Consider the following 17,981-nt stretch of genomic DNA (forward strand, 5'->3'; position numbering starts at 1 on the left):
AGACACCAGCAGTCGGCGGTCCAAACGGCGCTGTCGGTCTCATCTGCGAATAAATGAACCGGGATATACGGCCACCCTCCAGAATGATGGTGATAAACGGCTTCTGGCGCGTAAGCCGCTCTCCGCTGGAAATCCGTAACTCGACTCTTGCGACGTTTCATCACCATGGGCACGTGACGCGGGTTCGCTGAGGCGCAAGGTTACGCCGCCTTCGTGTGGCCCTCACGATAATTTTTCCACCTCGTCTAGCATCATCAAATAATCGGGCCCGCCGCTCCACTTGCGAACGTACGGCGCCAGGAATGCCTGCCGGAAAAACGAGATGCTGAAGTAGTCGCGCCATATCTCGTGTGGCAGATTGTGGAATGCATCCGCAAGGTCCGATGCCTGCTCCCCGTGGCCGCTCGCCGCAAGCATCCGAATGTCAACGAAGGCGAGATGCAGCATGTCGCAGAGCTTTTTCTGCTGGACCTCATTTGGAGCTTTCGAGTCAGGGTGCATGGCGTGTGAAGCTCAGCGATGGCGGCCACGAGACGCGCCTATGTCGACTGGGACGGTCTGCCGCGGTTCGCAGCAGCGCGGGGTTGGGCGACTCGATCATATGTCGATGGGTCGCCAGTCGAAGAGAGCAGGAAGGCCGTCTCCTTGGTAGAATGCCCTGAACGCCTCGACCACGTCGGCCAATTGAATGAGATCACGGTGTTCTCCAGGGCTGACGTAGTCGTGCTTCTTTAGTTCGATCGGTTTCGATGAGCCGCCCGGATAGCCTGCACGATAGTGGATGTAGCCGTCGGGGGCTGTTGGGGTGAATATGCGCCATTCCAAATGGCAGCCATTGAAGCCGCGTAGCGTCTGGACGTAGGAGTAGTCTGGTGCCGCCAGGCAACAGAAGCTGTTGCCATGGCCTGGGTCCAACTCGTGGACGACTTGATTGACGAGCTGCCAAGGTGGATTGTCGCAGTGCAGTCCAGCCTCATTCTTGAGGATGAGTCCTGCGGAGGTAACCCAGGGCACCGCTTTTGGCTTTGGTAGTTCGGCAGTTTTCACGGGACGCGCCGGTGGCAGGTGCCTTTCCGGGATTTCATGAGAAGAAGGTACGAGTGCCAAGGGCCCGGCGGCAAGGAAGCTTTGCGGCGGGCAATCTGTTCAAGGGAACTCATTGGCGGTTCTCCTGGATGGAAGCCGGGATTCACGCGGAGCCGGATTGGCCGCTGCGGGCCTACGGAAAACCGCTGGTGAAATCCACAATCCCGTATCGCGTTTGCTGCGCGAGCTAGAACCGGCTTTGTTCCCGTAGTAGTGGAGACGACCAACCCATGAGAGCGACCCTTGCCGCGATTCTTTGTACCGCTTGGATGACTGCCACCCAAGCGGCTCCGCCTCCGATGTTCGTGCAGGAGGGCGTGGTCGAGGGCGCGCCTTCGCAGGCTGGCTTCCCGACGGCTGCGGACTTGGCGAAGGCGAAGGTGATCCTGCTCGGTGCCGGTGAGCGCTGGACCGATGACCAGCGAAAGTCGATCGAGGGCTATGTGGAGAAGGGCGGGGGCGTGGTGCTGGTGCACGATGCGATCACGGCTTCAGGCTGGGTGAAGGGTGAGGCGAACCGCTGGTCGGGGACCGTGCCGTTGTTCTTCACGCCGCCCGGGCGCGAGCATCCGCTGACGAAGGGGATCTCGAACTTCGACATCGAGGATGAGATGATCCACGGCCTCGAAGTTGCGGCCGGCGATCACGTGCTCACGACGACTTGGTCGCCGAACCGCAAGCACATGAAGGGCACGGTGCCGCAGCCCTACGTCTATGGCGTCTCCCCGGTCGTGTGGACCGAGGCTCGTGGCAAGGGACGCGTGGTGTATTTCGTTCCCGGAAAGCGGCCCGAGACGCGCGCGCATCCCGCGATCCGCACCATGATGCGTCGCTCGCTGCTGTGGGCGGCCGGGCAGGAGAAGGTGGATGAGCTTTCCATCAAGGACGACCTTGCAGCGTTGATCTATCCACCGGGTGGCCCGCTTTCTCCGCAGAAGGCGATCGAGAGCTTGAAGGTGCATCCCGAGTTCACCGCCGAGTTGGTCGCGGCCGAGCCGCTCCTCTCGAAGCCGCTCAATCTTGACTGGGACGACAGGGGGCGGCTGTGGGTTGTCGAAAGCGTCGAGTATCCGGAAGGCAAGCGGGGTGGGGGACCGGAGTCGATGCACACGCTGTGGCAACGCGAGACGAATCTGGGCAAGCCTGAGCCGGTGGAGCGCCCGGGCCGCGACAGCGTCTCGTGGTTCGAGGACAAGGACGGCGATGGGGTGATGGACACGAAGCACGTCTTCGCCAGCGACCTCGACATGGCGACGAGCTCCTGCTTCTACAAGGACGGCGTGATCGTCGCGCAGCCGCCGCACATCCTTTTCCTCCGCGACACGGACAAGGACGGCAAGGCGGACAAGCGCGAGACGCTCTACACCGGCCTAGGGACCTTCGATACCCACTCGGTGCTCAATAACCTGCGCTGGGGCCTGGACGGCTGGGTTTACGCGACGCACGGCTATTCGTCGTCCACCAAGGTCACATCGGGCGATGGCAAGACGGACTTTGGAGGGATTGGTTCCGGGATCATCCGCTTCAAGCCGGATGGATCGAAGATCGAGATGGTCAGCGCGAAGAGCGGGAATTGCTGGGGCGTGGATATCACGGCGGATGGCGAGATGTTCTTCACCCAGCCGACCTCCGGCGACTTGGTCATGCACGTGCCGGTCACCGATCGACTGATGGCTGAGGGCGGCATGGGCAATGAGCCCTCGTGGCAAGTGATGGTCCACCTGCGGCCGGTGAAGCCGCTGATGTCGTGGGAGGAGATTGTGGAGAACCAGCCAAACGACGTGATCGGCTCCTACACCGCCGCCTGCGGCTGTGCGGTCTATGAAGGCGGTGCGTGGCCGGATGCGTGGACGCGCGGCTACCTCACCTGCGAACCTACGGTGCACATCGTACATCACGAGGCGCTTTCGCCGGATGGTGTGACCTACAAGGCGGAGATGGTGCGCGACGAGGAATTCTCGGCGACGCGCGATTTCTGGAGCCGGCAGATCGACACGCGGGTGGGGCCCGATGGTCAGCTTTATGTGATCGACTTCTACAATCAGGCGATCCTTCACAACGACCCGCGGGGGCCGATCCACTTGTGGAATCACCAGGCCGCACGGCCCGACCGTGACCACTTCTTCGGGCGCATCCAGCGCTACGCGCACAAGCAGTCGAAGCCGCTGCCGAAGGCTGACCTGACCACGCCTGACGGACGTATTGCTGCATTGGGCCACCCGAATCGCGAGGTGCGTTTTCGTGCGCAACGCTTGATCGAGGAAGGCGACGTGAAGGCGGCTGCGGCGAAGCTGGCCGGTGCGAAGGGCGTGGCGAAGATTCACTCGCTGTGGATTCGCGCGGCGGCTGGTGTGCTGGAAGAGGACGAACTCATCGCTGCTTTGGACGATGCTGACATGAGTATTCGAGTGACTGCCGGTCGTGTGATCGGGACGCATCCGCGCCTCGCCACGGCCAAGGTTGTGAGCGCCATCGGTGCGCGGCTTGCCAAGGAAAAGGAGCCGCGTGTGCGCCTGCAGTGGCTGGCCGGGTTGCCCGGTGATGCCGTGCTTTCTGCGGAGGCGCTTGCCTCGATCCCCACGGATGACCGCTGGACGCTCGCGGCAGTGGCGCGGTTGTCGAAGCGCGATCCGGCAGCGGTGCTTGCGAAGGCGCTGGCTTCACCGGATGCGGCGAAGCGTGGCGGCTTGGTGCGCTTGCTCTTCGATGCCGGGCGCAAGGACGCCGATCAGCTTGCCGGCATGCTGGCCGCCTTGGAGGGCTCCGAGGAGATGGCGGTGGCGTGCTTGAACTCGCTCTATCAGGGTGAGCTGCCGCGCAGCGCGCACTTGGATGAGGCCTTGGGCGAACTCGCCACCAAGGGCACTCCGAAGGTTCGTGCCGCTGCATTGCCGCTGGCTGCGAAGGGATGGAAGGCCGATCAACTTGAGCGCGCGGTGGCAGAACTCTTGAAGGTCGCAGGATCGGATGAGCAGGTGCTCGTTTCCCTCAGTGGCCTGCCGAGCTACTCAAAGGACCTCGCCGTCGCGCTGGCAGGCGGTGCCACGAAGTCCGGTTCAGTCCGTGATGCCATCGCCGGGAATGGTTCGCCTGATGCCGCAAAGCTGCTGATTGCTGCGCTGCCATCGCTCGGTGCGCAGGAGCGGGCGAAGGTGCTGGAGTCGTTGTTAGGAAAGCCGGAGTCTGCCATCGGCTTGATCGATGCGATGGAGCGCGGCGATCTCACGCTGGCGGTGGTGGGCACTACGGTCCTGCCGCGATTGGCCGATCACCCGGATGCGAAGGTCAAGGAGCATGCCGCGCCCTTGTTGAAAAAGCTTCGGGGGGCGAACGAGGCGAAGGATGCCATCATTGCGCGGCTCTTGCCGGAGGTCAGCAAGCCCGGCAATGCCGAGGTGGGGAAAGCGCTCTATGCCTCCTGTGCTTCCTGCCACAAGTACCGCGACGAAGGTGCGCTCATCGGCCCGGTGCTCGAAGGCATGGGCGTTCATGGCATCGAGACGCTCCTGACCCACATCGTTGATCCGAACCGCGAGGTGGAGCCGAGCTATCATGTCTGGAACATCACGACCACGGATGGGCGCTCGGTGTCCGGTTTTGTCAGTCGCGAGACGGCTGGCAGCCTCTTCGTGAAGAATGCCGCAGGCGAAACGGAAGTGCCGCGGGACAGCATCGCCAACCGGGTGAACACCGGCAAATCGCTGATGCCGGAAGGCTTCGAAGGCATCGGCGCGGAAGCCTTGCGCGACCTGGTGGCCTACCTTCGATCGGGCGAGCAGCGCTTCCACACCGTGTCCTTTGGAAAGGCGGCCACGGCTGATGGGAGCCGCGGGGTTTATCTTTCCGTCGATACGCCGGGTGATCGCGTCGGCATCAAGCGCTACGGCCTGGTCGAGGAACGCGGCGTGCCCTTCCAGCTTTCGGATCCCGTGACCACGCCTGGTGGGAAGAACGTCATCGTGCTGAAGGGTGGCATGGACGACCGCGCAGTGAGTCGGACGATGCCGGAGCGTGTGGAAATTCCGGTGAATGCCGCGGCCGGTCGCCTGCACCTGTTAGGCGCTGTCGCCGGTTGGGGTTTCCCGGTGATGCGCGAGAAGGATCCGCTCGTCACCATTGCCGTGCACTATGTCGGAGGCGGGGTGGAAGAAATTGTTCTGCGCAATGGTGTCGAGTTCGCCGACCATGCGGGGCGCATCGATGTCCCCGGCTCGGCCTGGGCTGACCTCGTGAGCCATGGCCAAATCCGCTACCTGTGGCGCGACTTGAAAAAGAAGGACGGCGTGATCGAGAAGCTCGTGCTGACCAGCGGCAACAAAGTCGCGGCGCCGATGATCGCCGCGATCACGCTTGAGTCCGCTGCCAGCGACGGGAAACTCGCAGCGCCGCCAGCCGAAGGAGGTCCGGACGAACAAACGGCCGACTCCTTGCCCGATACCAAGGACAAGGTGCGCGTGCTGCTTGCCGGCGGGGGTGGCTCGCATGATTTCTCCGCGTGGTACAATCGCGAGGACCAGGCCATCCTCCGCGAAGCAGGCTTTGCCACGCTCTACACCTCGGACCCGCGCAAGGCGGCCGAGGAATTGGCCAGCACGGACGTCTTCCTCTTCAGCTCGAATGATCCCGCCTACGTGAAGAGCCCGGAGTTCCAGCGCGCCTTCGGCTCCTATGTGGCAGGCGGCGGAGGCCTGGTGCTGCTCCATCCCGCGACGTGGTATAACTTCGCCGATTGGTCGGCCTTCAACACGACCTTCGTCGGCGGAGGTGCCAAGGCGCATGACCCGCTCGGCGAATTCGGTCTCACCGTCATCAAGCCGGACCATCCCGTGGTGGCCGGCTTGCAACGCGAGTTCAAGCTGCGCGACGAACTCTATCAGGTGACCCTCGATCCCGGCGTGAAGACGCAAGTGCTCATCGAGACCTCTGTCTCCGGCCAGACTGGCAAGAAGCATCCGTCCGTGTGGATCGTCGAGCACCCGAAGTCGCGCATCGCTTGCATCGCGCCGGGTCATGATGGAGCCGCGCACAGCGAAGCGAACTTCCGCAAGTTGCTGGCGAATGCGGTGAAGTGGGCGGGCGGGAAGTGATCCTGGGAATGGCAATTTGAAGACCGGCCGAGAGGGAGCGTAATCGACTCCCCTCGGCCGGTTTCGCTTGCTGCCCTTATCAAAGGACGGGCGTTGCTGGTAAGATTCACGAGGCCGAACAAGTCGCGGGAGGAGAACTGAAAGTTCGGCGACTGCCACCTTACGTGTGAACCTTTTCAAAGAAGTTCGTCCTTCGCTCCGGCGGCAACGACTGATTCCCGGAGTCAGGCTGAGCGAATTGTGATGGCTCTGTGAAAAATTGGCGGGAGACGGTTTTTGGCGAGCGTCCGCCTGTGGATTGAGGGATGGTGGTGCGATTCCTTTGAAAGGGTCGTATCATTCCACCTCCTCCTGAACCCATGAAGGCCTCAATGCTCCCTACGGTGTTTCTATTCACGGCAATCATTGCGTGCTCTTCCAAGAAGCCGGCGCAGGTGGGGGATGAGACGGATCACCGGCTTGTGTTCCCCGCATCGGCCAAGAACATTCAGAACCGCGGCGATTCCACGAATTGGAAACCGGATCGGGGGATCGCAACCCTGCTGGATATGGACCGAGGAGATTTTGGTGCCTTTGAGGCTCAGCTCAAGGTCACCGACCGGCGAGCGCCAGTGAAGGGCCATGGCGATCCATTGGTGAATGGCTGGAATGTCTGGCCGCAGGACGCGAAATCCTTCGTGCCTGGCAACGAGGTTTATGGCGGGTTCAAGAAGACGTGGACGACCGCTCCTGTGCCTGAAGAAATGCTCAGCTGTCAGTCGACCGCCGGAGACCGGTAGCATGTCGAAGTGTGGGACCTGCCGGAGAACCGGGTATTGCTGAAACTGTTCACGGACTGGAACTGAGGCGATATCCGCACGGCTTGATGAAGGGTTCCATCAAGCCGTGAGATCTAGCGAAGACTATTCCTTCCGCTTCAGCAGCGGGAAGAGGATCACGTCGCGGATCGTCGGGGCGCCGGTGAGCATCATGATGAGGCGGTCGATGCCGATGCCGATGCCGCCGGCGGGGGGCATGCCGTGCTCGAGGGTTTCGATGAAGTCGTAGTCGACCTTCTGTTCTTCCTCGCCGCCGGCCTGGTGTTCCAGGCGGTCGCGCTGGACGTCGGGGTCATTGAGCTCGGAGTAGCCGGGGCTGATTTCCTGGCCGTTGATGATGAGCTCATAGACTTCCACGGTCTTGCCGCCGTGGGTGACCTTGGCGAGCGGGACGAGTTCGCTGGAGACGCGGGTGACGAAGCACGGATCGAAGCTGTGTTCCTCGACCTTCTTCTCGAAGACCTGCTGGATGACCTCGTGGTCCTCCATGTTCTCGGAGATCTGCACGCCGAGTTCCTCGCAACGCTCGCGGCGTTGCTCGGCGGTGATGGTGAAGAAATCGGCACCGGCAGCTTCGGCGATCAGGTCGTGGTAGTTCGCGCGCTTCCACGGGCGCTCGAGGTTGATGGTGCGGGTGACGTTGCCCTCGTCGTCCTTGTGCTCGATCTTGAGGGTGCCGCAGAACTTTTCGGCGAGGCCGCACACGAGCTCCTCGACGAGATCGGCCATGATCTCGAAGTCGGCGAAGGCCTGATAGGCCTCCAGCATGGTGAACTCCGGATTGTGGCGGCGCGAGATGCCTTCGTTGCGGAAGTTGCGATTGAGTTCGAAGACCTTGGTGAAACCACCGACCAGCAGGCGCTTGAGGAACAGCTCGGGCGCGATGCGCATGGTGAGCGGCATGCCGAGCGCATTGTGGTAGGTCTCGAAAGGACGAGCGGCGGCACCGCCGGGGATGTCCTGAAGCATGGGCGTCTCGACTTCGAGATAACCGCGCTGGTGGAAGAAGCTGCGGATCTCGGCGACCATGCGGCTGCGGGTGACGAAGATGGCGGCGCTTTCCTCATTCGACATCAGGTCGAGGTGGCGCTTGCGATACTTGATCTCGCGGTCGGCCACGCCGTGCCACTTGTCGGGCATCGGGCGCAGCGACTTCGAGAGCACGGTGAACTTCGCGACCTTCACGGTCGGCTCGCCGGTGCGGGTGAGGAAGGTTTCGCCCTCGATGCCGAGCCAGTCGCCGCGCTCGAGGCACTCGAAGATGGCGAGGTTTTCGGGCGAGAGTTCCTTCACGGAGATGAAGCCCTGGACCTGCCCGTGGACGTCGCCAACGTGGAAGAAGCAGGACTTGCCCATGTTTCGCCAGCCATTGATGCGGCCGGCGACCTTCACCTGCAGGCCTTCGGCGAAATTCTCGCGGAGGCCGACAGGCGTGTGGGTGGTCTCGAAAGCCGCGCCGAAGGGGTCGACGCCCAGCTCGCGCAGTTTGCCGAGCTTCTCACGGCGGACGGCGATGAGTTCGGCTTCGGTGGACTGGGGCTGAGTGGCTTCGGACATGTCGGGGCCGGGATTAAGGCCCCCGGCGTCCGGTGGCAAGTGGCAAGGGATTGGAAAAGAGAGGGGCGCGTTTGAAAAACCTCTGGTTCATGGGCGGCGATCCCATTGTAATCTATCAATGCATATTGCAGTTCGATTATAATTTACCTCGACCGGTTGGTGCGGCGCTTCATAAGGATGCCCGCCATGCACGCGCTCTCCGCTTCCTTCTTCCTCCAGATGGCCGTCATCCTGGTGGTCTGCCGCTTGGTCGGGATCCTTGCGAAGAAGGTCGGGCAACCTCAGGTCGTCGGGGAGATGATCGCCGGTGTGCTGATCGGGCCGTCGCTGCTGGGCTATTTCTGGCCGGACACGATGAAGGCGATCTTCACGCCCGAGTCGCGCGGCATCCTCTACGCCGGTGCCCAGCTCGGGGTGGGGCTTTACATGTTTCTCGTCGGCCTGGAGTTCAATACCGGGCACTTCCGCTCGCGTGCCCGTAGCGCCGCCTGCGTGTCGATTGCCGGGATGGTGGTTCCTTTCATCCTTGGCGCGTTGCTGGTGCTGTGGCTCCAGCATGTGCCCGGCATTTTCACGCCAAAGGTCCGCTATTTTGAAGGCGCGCTCTTCCTCGGTGCCGCAATCGCCATCACCGCCTTCCCGATGCTGGCCCGCATCATTTCCGAGCGCGGGCTCTCCGGCACTTCGCTCGGCACGCTCGCGCTGGCCGCGGGTGCGATTGACGATGCCGCCGCGTGGTGCGTGCTGGCAATCGTGCTGGCGACCTTCGGCGCTTCGCAGCCGCTGGTGATCGGCGGGATGTCGATCGGCGCGGAGGTGGTGGCGATCGGCGGCTCCGCCCTCTATGGTATCCTGGCGCTCACCGTGGGCCGGAAATGGCTGTCTGCACTCGGGCGCGCCGCGGAGCGCAAGGGCGAGGTCACGCAGCCGATGATGGCCATCGTACTCGCGCTCTTCTGCCTTGCCGCGTGGTACACGGATGTGATCGGGGTTCACGCGGTGTTCGGCGGCTTCATCCTCGGGATCGCGATGCCGCGCGGTGCCTTTGCCGACGACATCCGCAAGAAGATCGAGCCCTTCGCCGTGGTCTTCCTGCTGCCGATGTTCTTCACTTTCTCCGGCCTCAACACGAAGCTCAACGTGCTGATCGATCCGAAGCTCATGCTGATTGGGGTGGTCATCCTGCTGGCCTCGGTGCTTGGCAAGGGGATCGCCTGCTGGGCCGCTGCCCGTCTCACTGGCGAGGACAACGCGACCGCCATGGCGGTGGGCACGCTCATGAATGCCCGCGGCCTGATGGAGCTGATCATCATCAACATCGGCCTCCAGCGCGGCATCATCGGCGAGGCTTTGTTCTCGATCCTGGTGGTGATGGCGATCGTCACCACGCTGATGGCATCGCCGGTCTTCGAGTTGGTCTATGGGAGGAAGAAGAAGCCCGTCGAAATGCCGGCGGGAGTGGCGGGTGCGTGAGAGTCCGTCTCCGGATTCGGTCTCGGTCGCTGTCGACAGATCAACTGTGACAGTATCCGAAACATTGGGGCTCCCCGGACGTTCCTCTCCCATGCCCTCGCGGATTCTCCTCTTCCTCTTCCTCTTCCTCTTCGCCGCCGCTCTGCCGCTTGTCGCGCAGTTCCGGCCGGATGAGCCCTACCCGCGCATCCACGATCCCTCCACGGTGGTGACGGAGAAGGGCGATGCCTGGTGCCTCTCCACCGGGAATGGCGTACTGCTGCTGCGCCGGGAACAGGACGGCCGCTGGAAGCGCGAGGCACCGCTCTTCCGCGAGTATCCCGCCTGGCACAAGACGGAGGTGCCGGAGAACAAGGGTCACCTGTGGGCGCCGGACATCGTCCGCATCAAGGACAAGTGGTTCATCTACTACTCGGTCTCCAGCTTCGGCTCGAATCACTCTGCGATCGGCCTACTCACCGGCAAGACGCTCGATCCGAAGTCGAAGGACTATGGCTGGAAGGACGAGGGCGTGGTGATCCGCTCGCGAAGGCCGGATCGCTTCAATGCGATCGATCCCGCGGTCATCCTCGATGGCGGCAAGCTGTGGATGAGCTACGGTTCATTCTGGGAAGGGATCTTTCTCATCGAGCTCAATCCTGAAACCGGACTGCGGAAGAACGACGATGCTCCGCTCAAGCTCGCGATGTATCCCGAGATCGAGGCGCCCTTCATCCATAAGCACGAAGGCTGGTACTATCTCTTCGTGAATTGGGGGAAATGCTGCCGTGGCGTGGACAGCACCTATGAGATCCGTGTGGGCCGCAGCAAGAAGATCACCGGCCCCTATCTCGACAAGGATGGCACCGACATGAAGGACGGCGGCGGCTCGCCCTTCCTCGCGACGCAGGGCCGCTTCATCGGGCCGGGCCATGCCTCGATCTTCCGTGAGGAGGGCAAGGAGTGGCTGGTTCACCACTACTACGACAAGGACCGTAGAGGGCGCTCGGATTTGCGGATGCTGCCGCTTGCGTGGAAGGACGGCTGGCCGGTAGTGGAGTGAATCTAACGCCTCCTGCGGCAAGCCGCTGCCGTGGCGGCGAGCAGTATCAGCAGCGATGTGGAGGGCTCGGGAACGCCGGGCACTTGCGGAACAGAGTCGGCATCGACCGGCTTGAGCCCGTGCTGTTCATACTGCTCGATCGTTTCCAGCACGACCGCGCCGGAAACGCGGGTGACGAGTTGGTAGCGGGCAGCCAGCGCGGGACGATCGGTTTCGGGGACTTCGGAGAGAGTAGAGTCGATCGACTCCATCGCCCACTGGCGGGCGAGGTGATCCCAGACCGGCGCGCCGAGGCCTTCGGGGGGCGTTGCGCTGCGCCGCCAGTGCGAGGCGGGCTCATCGCGCTCGATGGCAAGCGTGTCGAGGAAGGCTGCGAGGTCCTCGAGAGGATTCAGCAGGGCGGGGCCGCGGCGCATCGCTCCGCTGCTTTGAAGTGCTTCCGCCAAGCGGTTCGGTCCCGGTGATGCCATGACCTCATGGATCACTGGGATGCGGGTGCCGCGCTCGATCAATTGGAGCAATGCTTCTGTCTGTGCAAGGCCAACGGCTTGCGGGCCATGGATCCACACGATGTCACCGGCCTCGCCGGACTTGGCGCGGCGGACGGCCTCGCGCAGGGCGGGTTCATTGTCGCGGCCGCCGCTGAAACGTTGGTCGTGGAGGTCCCTCACGGTGACCGGGCTCACGCCATCATCTGCCAGGAGGATGTCGGCATTCCGTCCGCTCAAGGCCTGGAGCAACCACGGCTTCGCCTCATCCATCGAAGCCGAGCCATCGATCACGACCAGCAGCTTGCCCTCGGGCTTGCGGTGAAATTTCTTCGGCTCGCGCACCAGATAGCGCTCGAAGGCGGGCGCGAACTTGTCCTCGCACCATACGGCGGGGGCCTCGCCGGAATCGGCGGTGGCTTTCACGGCGAGAAGGCTGTTGCCAATGGTCGCCGCCGGCAGCGTGAGGGCCATCGAGCGGCCGGGGCCATCTGCCGCGGCGGTGCGTTTCTCCGCTCCCTGCTCTAACAGATCGAACGTGCCTTCGCTCTGCATCCAGACCGCGTGTTCGAGACCGTCCTTCAGGCCGAAGTTGCGTTCGAGGATGCGCGGCATTTCCCATAGGTCACCATCGAGCGGCGCGGTGATGCCAAAGCGGATCTTCATGTCGCCGCCTGCCGGCACCGGGAAGCACTGCACCATCACGGTGTCGGGGCCACACATGGTGACGAGGACGGGATCGCGCCGCTGCACCACCGCAACCGCCTTGTAGGCGGCTTTCACTTTCGAAACCGCGTTGAAGGCGGCTTCGCGCGGTTCGCCATTAACCCACAGCGTGAGGCGGGACACGCGTCCGCCGCGCGGCAGCAACACCTGGCAGCGCGCCTCCTGTGCATTCTGGGCGCGATTGTGAAACACCATCGTCCACTCGCCGTAGCCGAGCCGCGACCGTGGGTCGACATGGCCATCGAAGCGGGACTCGGAGAGGTCGAGGTTCTTCAATCGCAGGGCGACATCGTCGCCCCCGACATGTTCGTCGAATTCCCACTCGCGGTCTCCGTCGACCCGGGACCTGCGGGCGAATCCCGTCTCACTCACGGCCCGCGGCGGCTTCACGCTGGTGAACGGCTTGCCGGTGACGCGGAAGAAGACATCGCGAACCTTCGCGGTATCGAGATTGGAGGATGCCGATCCTCCCAGCGTCGCGGCTTGAAGCCACCCGTGTGCCATCCAGCCGACGATATCGGTGGTGCGTCCCATTTCGCCGTTGCGTTCATAGCAGGCACGCAGCAGCGCCCGGGATGAATGGAATGCGCGCAATCTCTGCACCGCGGCTTCCCGGTCTGCACCGTTGCCGGTGGCGGCTTCCAACTGTGACCGAGTCCACAGCGACGGGCCTTCTAGCGCCATCAGCGCCACCAGTGCCGTGGCAAGGCCAGCCTTCCAACCGCGTCGATAACGCGGAACGTCCGGCGATTCCTTGCCAACCTGGCGACCGATTCGCCATGTCCACAACCCAGCGAAGACCGGCGTGAGGGAAAGCAGGCCCATGCCGATATAGATTAGCGCGAACGCTGACAGATGGATCAGCGGTAAGAAAAGCAGTCCATAGAATACGGCGACGATCACCGCAAGGCCGGCGGCGAAGCCCTTCGTGGGCTCCTTGGCGCCCGGTGCTCCCTTCAAGAACCATGCATTGATCGCCGGTACTAGCAGGATCAGCAGCGCATGCCACCATGTCGGCACTGGATCAAAGAACACGCCGCCACAGAATGACGTGAGGATTTCCACCAGCACCACGATGACCGGCATCACCACTCCCCAAGACCACGCCCACATCGGATTCAGGGGCCGCTTTGATTGGCCCGACCATGGCTCGGGAGCCGGCCGATAGCCTGCATCGAGTCGTCCGAGGATGCCTTCCAATTGCATCAGGCCGATGTTTCCGGAGGCTTCCCTCTCGGCTTCCTCATGGATGTGGCGGCGCAGGTCTGATTTGAGTTCGTCCGCCTCTTCATCGTCGAAGCCTTCGCGGCGGGCGCGCTCGTCGAGGTATTCGGCCAGACGTTTCTCGGCTTGGGTAGTCCACGTTTTCATGGCGGGGAGAAGTCAATTGCGGCGGGGAATTGCCGGTTTTTTCGGAAGTTCGGATGAAGGCACGGTGAAATCGGGGAGACCTCGCACGCCCTTGGCCATCTCTTGGAAATAGGCCTGCATCTCCTCGCCAAGCATCTTCCCGGCGGGCGTCAGCCGGTAGTACTTGCGGGCAGGACCTTCGCTGGATTCTTCCAGGCGGGTGGTCACCAGGCCCTGTTTCTTCAGGCGCGAGAGCAGGGGATAGATCGATCCTTCCGCGACGCCGATGCCTGGAATGGCGACCAGCGTTTTGACCAGCGCGTAGCCATAGCATTCACCACCGGCCAGTGCCTTGAGGATGCACAGGTCGAGCACGCCCTTGCGCATCTGGACGGTCCAGTTCTCGAAAAGCTCGTTGGGATCGACTTCGCTCATGGCTCGTCTTTCATGCCCTCCGGCAGGAAGGGAGGGCGCTCGCTCTTCTCGCCCTTGCTCAGGTCAAAGGTGCGCTCGACCTTGTCACCGCCGGTCATTTCAAGAACCGAGCCGTCCTCGCTGAGGCGGACCGAACAGTGCTCCCAGTGGAGGGCCTCGTGATCGACATAGTAGGCCTGCCAGCTCCCGCCGGGCGCGCGGGTGTGGAGTCGCACGGTGTAGGGCTCGCTCCAGCTATCCCAGCCGTTCCATTCCTGGGTCACGACATACCGGACGCCTTGTGGCGAGGCACCGTGCGCCACCACTCCGCCCTGATCGGGCTGGATGACGAAGCCGATAAAGAGCGCGATGATCAGAGCTGCTGCTTCCATGGCCGGAAAAGAGTTTCCGGACAGGTAGCGTGCATCGCAAGGTAGTGGCAAGCCAAATCGTCACCGGCCGAGGGCGGCAGCGCTCAGTGGTTGTGGCCGTGCTCGGCCGCGCCGAGATTCAGCACGAACTGGAGCCACACCGTGTGCTCGTCCGCATAGCCGCCGAGCCGGTCGTAGGTGTATTGCAGGCGAGTATGGACGTCGGCGTTCTCCGCGAGATGAAACGCGCGCCCAATATTGGCGGCGGCACGCCAGCGGCGTTCGTTGCCCGACATGCGGTTGCCCGAAGCCCATTCGATCCTCGCGCCGAGCGTCCAGTCCTCGGTGAACTCGATGCCGCTGGCGGCGTAGATGCCGAGCTCATCGTAGTCGCCCTTGATGCCTGCGGCATCGCGCGCCTCGACGGCCCGATAGAACGCCTCGCCACGCCACCACACTGGGCGACCACCGGCTTCGCACTCGCCGAAGACATCCGCACCGGCTGTCCAAGTGGTCCGGCCGAAGCCGTTCTCGCCGGCGGCTAAGGACAGGCCTGCCCGCTCGATCACCTTCAGCCCCGGCTTCGTTTCCAAGCGGCCGAAGAAGAAGCCGTCGTCGAGGTAGGCTTCCTCGGCATCGTAGGTGCCGCCGTTGCCGGCAAATCCGTGGCCATGGTGGTGGTGATGCTCACCTTCTTCTTCCTCCTCTTCCTCGTGGTGCTCGCCCGCGTGCTCGACCGCTTCCAAGTACGCCTCACGTCGTAGTTCGCGGGTCGCGCCGTGCTCATGATCACGTGTCTGGCCGTAGCCGAAGCGGAGCAGCCAGCGCTCGTCGGTGCCGGGCAACGGCCAGGAGAGCTCGGTGCCTAGCACGACCAGCCCTTCTTCGCCGAGCAGGCGGATCATCGAGATCGGCGGCTCCACGAACTGGCGGTCGTGCAGGTGCAGCGTGTTCTCATGGCCGAAGGGCGCGAAGAATTGCCCGCCGCGGAAGACCCCCTCGCCCGGCAATTCGACGGTGGCATAGCCTTCCTCCCACTCGCTGCCCCAGCCGTCGAAGCGATCCCAAAACACGTTGTGGTTCGCATGCACCGACACCCGCTCGCCGAACTCCATCACGCCACCGAGTTCGATGCCCTGGAGATTGAAGCCATCATCGATTGGCGCGTGGCTGCCACGGATCAGTCCGAGGTTTTTCTCGGAGGTCGATCCACCGATGGCCATCGCGGCATTCAGGTGGGGGTGGAAGTGGAACCAATCGTTCTTGTCCTCTTCCTTTTCCAAATGCGGATGATGCGGACTGCCCGGCAAGTGGCCGGGGTGTCCGTGATCGTGATCATGATGCTGATGGCCGGAATGCGAGTCACCATCGGCGAGCAGAAGGGCAGGGCAAAGCAGGAGGGCGGCGGCGCGATTCATTGATGCGAGAAAGAAACTGCTGCATGAAAAGTGCAATAATAATATTGCACTTGGTTTGCGTTTTGTGGATTCGTCGGATGTGGCCGCCCTCCGCCACGAACTCTTCGCAAAGCCACCTTCACGACCCATGTCCACCTCGAGTCCATCGCCCTCCTTCGACAAGGACCACGCCGCTGCCTATGACCAGCGATTCGCCAAGCTGGATCCCATGCGGGATGCGCTGCACTCGCGCGCCCGCTGTGTGTGGGTGCGGGTACGGGGGCTGAGCTGTTAGCCTTGGCCGCCAGGTTTCCCGGCTGGCGATTCACCGCGGTCGAACCCTCGGGTGCCATGCTCGATCACTGCCGGAAGAAAGCGACCGAAGCGGGGATTGTGGATCGTTGCGAGTGTCATGAGGGCTATCTCGACTCGCTGGTCGGATAGCTCAGGACGGGATCAATCCACCTCTTGCGGGAGGGCGCTCTTCAGCACCTGCGCTTTCTAACAAGTCAGTCCCTTGCCGGGGCGGCAGGCAGGAACAGCACCACGAACTGGGCGATGGAAGTCAGGATGATCAGGCCCACCCGCATCGTGGCGTCCTCCGCGGGGACTTTCACAAAGCAGTAGAGGTAGAAGCCGAACACCAGCGCGACGACCGGCCCGGCCATCGCGCGGGCGGCGGAGAGCTTTCCGCAGCGGAGGAGGAAAGCCCCGGCCATGACGATCAATCCGGTGACCAGGCAAAACCACAATGCGTTGGGCTTGTAGGCGCGTTCTTCGATGCAGCGCTGCAGACCGGTCCAGATGAGGTGCAGCGAATAGAAGACCGTGAGCAGCCAGCGGTAGTCAGGGGAGAAGGGCACGGTCCTCATTTACGACGATTCTGTTGCCTCTGGTCCTGCTGTCGAGGAAGTCATGGATTAGCGGTGAATTGCCATAGTGTGCGACATGGTAAATGAGAATGGGTCGCAATTCGTTGAAATCCTAGGACTTGAGACTGTTTCTCAAGTCATTCTTAGGTTGCGCGGGAGAAATCCCGGCAGCATGTTAGGGCGAATCTTTCAACCAACCTACCGATCTTATGAATACGAAAACGGCAACCCGCGCCTGCCAGGCCTGCGCTTTCTGGAACAAGCTTGAAGACGATGCTGGCGAGTGCCGCCGCCATGCACCCCAAACCGTCGCCTTCGAGGTCGATGAAGAGGTGAAGTTCGAGTCGATGTTCCCCGTGACCGCCGGTGACGACTGGTGCGGCGACTTTCAAAAGGCTGATTGAAATGGCCGAATGACTTCGGTCATGTGCAAAGCCCTGTCCTTCGCGGGACGGGGCTTTTTCTTGTACCGCGCGATGCCCTTCGTCTTTCCTGCGGCCTGTTGATTGGCAACGACGGGCGCAAGTTCCGCAAGCGGCCGCGAGCGCGGTGGGGGGAGGGGGGGTATCCTCCGGGCATGTTCTGCTCATGGAGAAGAAGCCCCTCGGCCCCGTGCTCGTGTGCGTTCCAACTGCGCGGGCCGCTGCCCGAGCTGCTCAATCATCTTTGCTGTCTTGGAAAGACCACGCTTGTCCTGCGGCAGCAGGGGCTGAGCCTTGCCAAGTCCACCACCTTCGGGCTCTCGGTTGCCACCCGCGAAAGCGGCTGGCAGGTCATTGGCGATCATCTCAGCGGCTTGGAAACCGACACGGGCCGGCTTCAGAATCTCTACCTGCTCGCTGGTGCCTCCGACCGGCGGCCGCTGATCGGAATGGCGGAGCCGGGCCGGCCGCTGCACCTGACGATCCGGCTCGACGGTCACGCATGGGATTCACCGGTGGTTCGGAATTTGATCGATCACTTCGAAGGGGTTTCGCTCGATTGTCTCGAGAGCCGCCGCCTCGGCGCGGGGGCCTGGCTGGATGAATGGGAGCGGCCGGTGAACCCGGCTTGTGATGCCGCCGTTGTCCGCGACGCCTGCCAGATCCTTCACGAGTGCCGCGACCTGGAGGTGGATGTCCGGACGCCGGGCAGCCGGGGCGCGGCACGTTTTGAGCCGTCGTTTGTCGATTCCTCAGGAAGCGTGCTCCGCGTCGCGGACAGGACCCAACGGCACGTGGTGCATGCGGACGTGAATGATCCGGGCTTCCACCTTTCGAGAACGGAGCACTTCGGTCTGCGGTTGCAGATTTCGGCTTAA

At 62.8% G+C, this 17,981-nt stretch carries 16 protein-coding genes; 8 read left to right on the top strand and 8 right to left on the bottom strand.

All coding sequences use genetic code 11. The features are described 5' to 3' along the window. Window positions 1-222 precede the first annotated feature (222 nt). Together OKA05_RS16605 and OKA05_RS16610 are read right to left on the bottom strand one after the other, a co-directional pair. Entirely contained in the window at window positions 223-501 is a 279-nt protein-coding gene (locus OKA05_RS16605; protein WP_264488295.1) for a hypothetical protein, read from the bottom strand. Window positions 502-597: 96 nt separating this feature from the next. Further along, window positions 598-1,047: a hypothetical protein gene (locus OKA05_RS16610; protein ID WP_264488296.1), complete on the bottom strand. Its 450-nt coding sequence runs from the start codon at window positions 1,045-1,047 to the stop codon at window positions 598-600. A gap of 269 nt (window positions 1,048-1,316) precedes the next feature. Here OKA05_RS16610 and OKA05_RS16615 point away from each other — a divergent pair, with 269 nt between their 5' ends. Both OKA05_RS16615 and OKA05_RS16620 read left to right on the top strand, forming a co-directional pair. Then, entirely contained in the window at window positions 1,317-6,173 is a 4,857-nt protein-coding gene (locus OKA05_RS16615) for a PVC-type heme-binding CxxCH protein (RefSeq protein ID WP_264488297.1), read from the top strand. Window positions 6,174-6,532: 359 nt separating this feature from the next. After that, entirely contained in the window at window positions 6,533-6,952 is a 420-nt protein-coding gene (locus OKA05_RS16620) for a hypothetical protein (protein ID WP_264488298.1), read from the top strand. Window positions 6,953-7,075: 123 nt separating this feature from the next. Here OKA05_RS16620 and lysS read toward each other — a convergent pair whose 3' ends face one another. Further along, complete coding sequence (gene lysS / locus OKA05_RS16625) at window positions 7,076-8,548, bottom strand: lysine--tRNA ligase (RefSeq protein WP_264488299.1); 1,473 nt, start codon at window positions 8,546-8,548, stop codon at window positions 7,076-7,078. Window positions 8,549-8,734: 186 nt separating this feature from the next. Between lysS and OKA05_RS16630 the strand changes: the two genes are divergently transcribed. Together OKA05_RS16630 and OKA05_RS16635 are read left to right on the top strand one after the other, a co-directional pair. Beyond that, window positions 8,735-10,021, top strand: coding sequence for a cation:proton antiporter (locus OKA05_RS16630; protein WP_264488300.1), 1,287 nt, complete (start codon window positions 8,735-8,737; stop codon window positions 10,019-10,021). A gap of 91 nt (window positions 10,022-10,112) precedes the next feature. Further along, window positions 10,113-11,063 carry an arabinan endo-1,5-alpha-L-arabinosidase gene (locus OKA05_RS16635; protein WP_264488301.1) on the top strand — a complete coding sequence of 317 codons (951 nt, stop codon included), beginning with the start codon at window positions 10,113-10,115 and terminating at the stop codon, window positions 11,061-11,063. A 2-nt stretch (window positions 11,064-11,065) separates the two neighbouring features. Here the strand turns inward: OKA05_RS16635 and OKA05_RS16640 are convergent, their stop codons facing one another. The 4 genes from OKA05_RS16640 to OKA05_RS16655 all read right to left on the bottom strand — a co-directional run bounded on the left by OKA05_RS16640 (window position 11,066) and on the right by OKA05_RS16655 (window position 15,830). Continuing rightward, a complete protein-coding gene (locus tag OKA05_RS16640; protein WP_264488302.1) occupies window positions 11,066-13,648 on the bottom strand; it encodes a VIT domain-containing protein in 2,583 nt (860 codons plus the stop codon). A 12-nt stretch (window positions 13,649-13,660) separates the two neighbouring features. After that, a complete protein-coding gene (locus tag OKA05_RS16645; RefSeq protein ID WP_264488303.1) occupies window positions 13,661-14,062 on the bottom strand; it encodes a PadR family transcriptional regulator in 402 nt (133 codons plus the stop codon). Then, complete coding sequence (locus tag OKA05_RS16650) at window positions 14,059-14,433, bottom strand: hypothetical protein (RefSeq protein WP_264488304.1); 375 nt, start codon at window positions 14,431-14,433, stop codon at window positions 14,059-14,061. The genes OKA05_RS16645 and OKA05_RS16650 overlap by 4 nt, the downstream gene beginning before the upstream one ends. Before the next feature lie 83 nt (window positions 14,434-14,516). Beyond that, a complete protein-coding gene (locus OKA05_RS16655; RefSeq protein WP_264488305.1) occupies window positions 14,517-15,830 on the bottom strand; it encodes a hypothetical protein in 1,314 nt (437 codons plus the stop codon). A gap of 127 nt (window positions 15,831-15,957) precedes the next feature. Here OKA05_RS16655 and OKA05_RS29530 point away from each other — a divergent pair, with 127 nt between their 5' ends. Together OKA05_RS29530 and OKA05_RS29535 are read left to right on the top strand one after the other, a co-directional pair. Next, window positions 15,958-16,104, top strand: coding sequence for a hypothetical protein (locus tag OKA05_RS29530; RefSeq protein WP_264488306.1), 147 nt, complete (start codon window positions 15,958-15,960; stop codon window positions 16,102-16,104). A gap of 2 nt (window positions 16,105-16,106) precedes the next feature. After that, window positions 16,107-16,253, top strand: a complete 147-nt coding sequence (locus OKA05_RS29535) for a class I SAM-dependent methyltransferase (protein WP_264488307.1) — start codon at window positions 16,107-16,109, stop codon at window positions 16,251-16,253. A 65-nt stretch (window positions 16,254-16,318) separates the two neighbouring features. On the opposite strand, the gene OKA05_RS16670 is transcribed toward OKA05_RS29535, so the two are convergent. Further along, window positions 16,319-16,672: a hypothetical protein gene (locus OKA05_RS16670; RefSeq protein WP_264488308.1), complete on the bottom strand. Its 354-nt coding sequence runs from the start codon at window positions 16,670-16,672 to the stop codon at window positions 16,319-16,321. Window positions 16,673-16,890: 218 nt separating this feature from the next. Between OKA05_RS16670 and OKA05_RS16675 the strand changes: the two genes are divergently transcribed. Both OKA05_RS16675 and OKA05_RS16680 read left to right on the top strand, forming a co-directional pair. Continuing rightward, window positions 16,891-17,085: a hypothetical protein gene (locus tag OKA05_RS16675; protein ID WP_264488309.1), complete on the top strand. Its 195-nt coding sequence runs from the start codon at window positions 16,891-16,893 to the stop codon at window positions 17,083-17,085. A 173-nt stretch (window positions 17,086-17,258) separates the two neighbouring features. After that, window positions 17,259-17,981 (top strand): hypothetical protein, encoded by a 723-nt coding sequence (locus OKA05_RS16680; RefSeq protein ID WP_264488310.1) that lies wholly within the window; start codon window positions 17,259-17,261, stop codon window positions 17,979-17,981.

The organism is Luteolibacter arcticus (assembly GCF_025950235.1).
GTDB lineage: Bacteria > Verrucomicrobiota > Verrucomicrobiia > Verrucomicrobiales > Akkermansiaceae > Haloferula > Haloferula arctica.